General features: G+C 69.8%; 1 protein-coding gene. It reads right to left on the bottom strand.

Features of this window, described 5'->3' with window-relative positions; translation table 11 throughout:
• Positions 1-139 precede the first annotated feature (139 nt).
• Positions 140-881, bottom strand: a 742-nt coding sequence (locus O3X23_RS43885) for a DUF2637 domain-containing protein (RefSeq protein ID WP_269281017.1), incomplete at its 5' end; no start/stop codon positions are given.

Below are 881 nucleotides of genomic sequence, written 5' to 3'. Positions count from 1 at the left end.
TACTGCGAACATCTCACGCGTACCAATCAAGCCTGATAGGAGGGCTCCTACCTCCCCACTTGCACCTCAATCGGCAGGCACATCGCGAAGGAACCCGCGTGAACTCCAGTTGCGAGAGATCCACCGGTTGTCGTGGTACTCATGAGCGGCCGGTCGCCGTGAGATCAACGGGCAGGCCGTTGACGGACTCGCGCAGTTCGGCGTACCGGGTCGAGACCCAGCCCACCGACCAGCCGCACAGTTCGGCGGCGGTCCGCACCGACATCCCCTCCGCGTGTGCGGCGGTCACGATCGCGCGGGCGTCGTCCTCGGGCAGCTTGTCCGTGCACGGCCCAGCCGACAGCAGCGCGGCGCGCTCTTGCGCGGCCCGCTCCTGCCGCTCGACCTGTTCACGACGCTCACGCTCAAGGCGCTCGGTCCGCTCGCGCTCACCGCGCTCAGCGGCCTCGTGTTCACGCCGTTCAAGCTCCCGCTGGAGCTGTTCACGCTCGCGCTCACGGCGTTCACGCTCGGCCCGCTCGGCTGCCTGGCGGGCTTGCTCGCTCTCGCGTTCCTCGCGCCGGGCGGAAGCTTCCCGCTCGGCCTGTTCACGGGACATGCGGGCTTCATGCTCACGCTGTTCACGGACCAGCGCCGCCGTGTGCTCGCGTTCCTCGCGAGCCCGCCGGGCGCTGTCCTCACGCCGCTCAGCGGAAGCGCGCTCGCGCGCTTCCCGCTCGGCCTGCTCCTTGGTGCTCAGGGCGAGTACGGCGGTGGTGATCGCGCGCCGGTAGGCCAGACCGGTCTCGGCCGTGACGATCAGCAGCAGCGGCGCGACCGCGTGCACAGCCACGCCCACCAGGTCGTTGTTCAACGCCGAGTCGGCGACGTTGAGCGCGAGG

The organism is Streptomyces sp. H39-S7 (assembly GCF_027158205.1).
Lineage (GTDB): Bacteria > Actinomycetota > Actinomycetes > Streptomycetales > Streptomycetaceae > Actinacidiphila.
The sequence above is the reverse complement of the archived record's forward strand: the minus strand, read 5'-3'. Positions and strand labels throughout refer to the sequence as shown.